This window comes from Sandaracinobacter sp., from assembly GCF_041909755.1.
Taxonomy (GTDB): domain Bacteria; phylum Pseudomonadota; class Alphaproteobacteria; order Sphingomonadales; family Sphingomonadaceae; genus Sandaracinobacteroides.
Map to the genome: position 1 here is coordinate 1 of NZ_JAYRCW010000150.1, position 3,197 is coordinate 3,197.

The window sequence follows — 3,197 nt, forward strand, 5'->3', positions numbered from 1 at the left end:
GGCAGGCGCGTCAGACGGCGCCGAGCGCGCCCTGCGACACCATGCAATAGAGCATCGGCAGCGACAGCACCGTGTTGGTGCGGCTGAAGATCATCGCCGTGGTCGCGGCCTTCGCCTTGGTGTCGGCGTCGGCCTCCACGATGCCCAGCGCCTTTTTCTGGTTGGGCCAGATCACGAACCAGACGTTGAAGGCCATGATCAGCGCCAGCCACATGCCCAGCCCGATCACGCGCGAGCCGGGCTGCAGGGTCAGCGCCTCGATCAGGTAACCGGACAGCATCGCCACAATGAGGCCGGTCAGCACCGTGAAGGCCGCCGCCCAGCGGAACCAGAACAGCGCTTCGGGCGCGATATATTTGGAAACGCCCGGCTTCAGCTCGGCGGGCACCTTGGGCATGGTGGGGATCTGCACGAAGTTGAAATAATAGAGCAGGCCGATCCACATGATCCCGCACAGCACGTGCAGGAAGCGGAAGATGCCGTTCGCGAAGTGGGAGCCTTCGCCGCCGACCAGCGCGCCGTGGAAGCCGAACAGCACCACCAGCAGCAGAACCGCGCCCAAAAGCACGGCATAAGACAGGTTGCCGAGTAGTTTCGCCATGACCGTTCCCCTCAAAATCCCTTGAATGTCGGACCGCGTTCGTGCGGCTTCTGCCCCGTTCATGCCAGCCAAGCGAAGCGGTTGCAATCATTTCGCAAAGCGCCCAACGGATGCGGCATGCGCGCGGGGCCAATCCTTCTCTACATCATCGGAATCGCGATCTTCTGCGCGATGGACGCGGTGATGAAGAAGCTGGTGGAGGTGAACCCCGCGGTGATGGCGACCTTCTGGCGCTATGTGGCGGCGATCTTCTTCACCGGGCTGATCTGGGTGCAGGCGGGACGGCCGCGCATCACCGCCGACATGCTGCCCGTGCACCTGGCGCGCGGGGTGATCCTGGCGCTGTCCGCCTTCCTGTTCTTCTGGTCGCTGACGGTGCTGCCGCTGGCGCAGGCGGTGACCATCGCCTTCATCGCGCCGCTGCTGATCCCGCCGATTGCCGCGATCATCCTGAAGGAACGGCTGCAGGGCGGCAGCCTTGTCGCCGGCATCGCGGGCTTCGCGGGCGTGATCGTGGCCGTGGGGATCGACCCCGGCGCGTGGAACGACGGCCAGCTGCTGGGCGTGGGCGCCGTGCTGGTGTCTGCGCTGACCTATGCGCTGACCATCGTGCTGCTGCGCCTGCGGGCGGCGAAGGATGGGCCCGCCATCGTGAGCCTGCTGGGCGCCATCATCCCGGCGGCGGCGCTGTTCGTGCCCATGCTGCTGACGGTGCCGGCAGACGCCATCCTGCCCAGCGGCGAAAGCTGGCTGTGGGTGGCAGCCGCAGGCGCGACCGGCGCGGTTGCCCTGCAGTTCATCGCCCGCGCCTATGCCCGGGCAGAGGCGCAGGTGCTGGCGCCGTTCGAATATACGGCGCTGGTATGGGCCGCACTGTTCGGCTGGCTGTTCTTTTCGGAGCCGGTCGCCCCGCGCACCTGGGCGGGCGCCATCATCATCGCGGCCGCCTGCATCTGGCAGGCCCGCCGCGCAACGGCCGCGCCGGAGCCTGCCTCCCCCGCCGGCTGAGCCGGTTAGCCCCCAGCCTTGACAGCTAGGCAGCCCGCCTTTGCCCGGCCAATCAGGGGATGAAACCGCTGGGAGGCGAGACAGAGATGGCGACACAACCCTTCACCTGGAGCCGGGACACGATCGACGACCGCATCGTGAACCCCGAAGTCTATACCGAGCCCGCGACGCTGCTGGCGGACTATGCCGCGCTGCGCCGGGACGATCCCGTCCACTGGACGCAGCCCAGCGGATACCGGCCCTTCTGGGCGATCATGCGCCATGCCGACATCACGGCGGTCTCCAAGGCGAACGAGCTGTTCATCAACCGGGAGCGCACCTACCTTTCGCCCATCGAGGGCGAGCAGTGGATCCTGCAGATGACGGGCGACACCCACCTGTTCCGCACGCTGGTGGACCTGGATGATCCCGAACATCGCAAGCTGAGGCAGGTGACGCACAGCTGGTTCCAGCCGGGCACGGTGAAGAAGAACCTGGAGCCGAAGGTGCGCCAGATCGCGCGCGAGCATGTGGAGCTGATGCGCGCCAAGGGCGAGCGGCTGGATTTCGTGAACGAAGTCGCGCTGTTCTATCCGCTGCGGGTGATCATGGAGATCCTGGGCGTCCCGCGCGAGGACGAGCCCATGATGCTGAAGCTGACGCAGGAAACCTTCGGCGCGCTGGATCCCGACGTGATCGCCCGGTCGCAGATCCTGACGGAGAACAGCACGCTGTGGGGCCGTTCCACGGGCGACAAGCAGGTTGACCTGCTGCAGCTGGCGCAGATCTTCTTCCAGTATTTCGCCAAGGTGATCGCGGACCGGCGCGCCAACCCGCGCGACGATGTGGCGACCGTGATCGCCAATGGCACCATCGACGGCCAGCCCATCCCCGAGCGGGAGGCCTTGTCCTATTATGTGATCACGGCGACGGCCGGTCACGACACCACCAGCAGTTCGGCCGCGGGCGGCTTCTGCGAACTGGCGAAGAACCCCGCCGAGCTGGCGAAGCTGCATGCCGACCCGTCGCTGATCCCGCTGTTCGTGGAAGAAGCGATCCGCTGGACCACGCCGGTGAAGCATTTCATGCGCACCGCGACCGAGGACACGATCCTTGGCGGCAAGACCATCCGCAAGGGCGACGGGCTGTGCCTGTTCTATCTGTCGGGCAACCGTGACGAGGCGGTGTTCGACGAGCCGGACGTGTTCCGGGCGGATCGCGACCCGAACCGGCATGTCGCCTTCGGGCATGGCGCGCACCTGTGCCTGGGCATGCACCTGGCGCGGCTGGAACTGCGCATCCTGTTCGAGGAGCTGCTGCCGCAGATCAAGGCGGTGGAGCTGGATGGCGAGCCGAAATATTCCTACGCCAATTTCGTGAACGGGCTGAAGACGCTGCCCGTGCGCGTGACCTGGGCCTGAGGATGGGCCTGAAGGACGAGGCCTGGCGGCTGGACGCAGCCGCCTACCGCCTGCGGGAGACGATCCAGACGCGCTATGGCGACATGGATGCGAACGCGCATCTGAACAATGTCGCCATCGCGCGGCTGTTCGAGGAGACGCGGGTGCGCACGCTGAGCCGCCTGCGCCGCGCCCCGGCGGACGACGCG

The 3,197-nt window shown here is 66.6% G+C and carries 3 protein-coding genes and 1 pseudogene; 3 read left to right on the forward strand and 1 reads right to left on the reverse strand.

Features of this window, described 5'->3' with window-relative positions; genetic code table 11:
• Positions 1 to 10: 10 nt before the first annotated feature.
• Positions 11 to 601 carry a urate hydroxylase PuuD gene (locus ACE3O8_RS13220; protein WP_374390478.1) on the reverse strand — a complete coding sequence of 197 codons (591 nt, stop codon included), beginning with the start codon at positions 599 to 601 and terminating at the stop codon, positions 11 to 13.
• A 117-nt stretch (positions 602 to 718) separates the two neighbouring features.
• On the opposite strand from ACE3O8_RS13220, the gene ACE3O8_RS13225 reads away from it, so the two are divergent.
• The 3 genes and pseudogenes from ACE3O8_RS13225 to ACE3O8_RS13235 all read left to right on the forward strand — a co-directional run.
• The gene (locus ACE3O8_RS13225) at positions 719 to 1,609 is read left to right on the forward strand and encodes a DMT family transporter (RefSeq protein WP_374390480.1); all 891 of its coding nucleotides are present in this window, start codon (positions 719 to 721) and stop codon (positions 1,607 to 1,609) included.
• A gap of 86 nt (positions 1,610 to 1,695) precedes the next feature.
• A complete protein-coding gene (locus ACE3O8_RS13230; protein WP_374390482.1) occupies positions 1,696 to 3,009 on the forward strand; it encodes a cytochrome P450 in 1,314 nt (437 codons plus the stop codon).
• Between the two features lie 2 nt (positions 3,010 to 3,011).
• A pseudogene (locus ACE3O8_RS13235) lies at positions 3,012 to 3,197 on the forward strand (acyl-CoA thioesterase); the annotation flags it as partial.